1 protein-coding gene is annotated in these 496 nt (G+C 29.4%); it reads left to right on the top strand.

Translation table 11 applies throughout. The annotated features are described in order from the left end of the window. Window positions 1-194 (top strand): hypothetical protein (locus ACJ5GX_RS06095; protein ID WP_495292812.1); only part of this gene is annotated, 194 nt, incomplete at its 5' end. Between the last annotated feature and the right edge of the window lie 302 nt (window positions 195-496).

The raw sequence follows: 496 nt of genomic DNA, 5'->3' as shown, positions 1-496 counted from the left end.
AAATCGACATAAAAAATTGGATGCTTGTACACAAGGGGATTATGAAATATAAAATCTTATTGACATGGATTAAACTTGGAGGTGTAATTGCTTTATCTGTATCAATTTTAATTTTAATTATTCTACCATTCACTTTTGATAATAAAAAAAAACAAGGAATTCAATTTTATCCTTTAAATCAAATTTTATTTTGATTGGAAATTGTATTCTGCCAAATTAATTACTGACTTACCTTACAGGGATCGATCAATGTTTATGTTTTTTTTCATCCTTGCAAACTTAGAAGAGACAACTGCCTCAATCCGGAAAACTAATTACCTCAACTAGCATAAAAATTTTAACGTTGTTTCTTTCGATATTTTAACGCTCCTATTACACTAGTAGGACCATCTCGTTGCACCTAAATGAACAAAGGTTCAGTTCCAATTATGCTATTTTTGTAAAATTCAAATGGCAACATTACTTCTCAAATGTCACTTAGGTTGTGCGTTTTGTT

It is taken from the genome of Wolbachia endosymbiont of Tuta absoluta, from assembly GCF_059414725.1.
The sequence above is the reverse complement of the archived record's forward strand: the minus strand, read 5'-3'. Positions and strand labels throughout refer to the sequence as shown.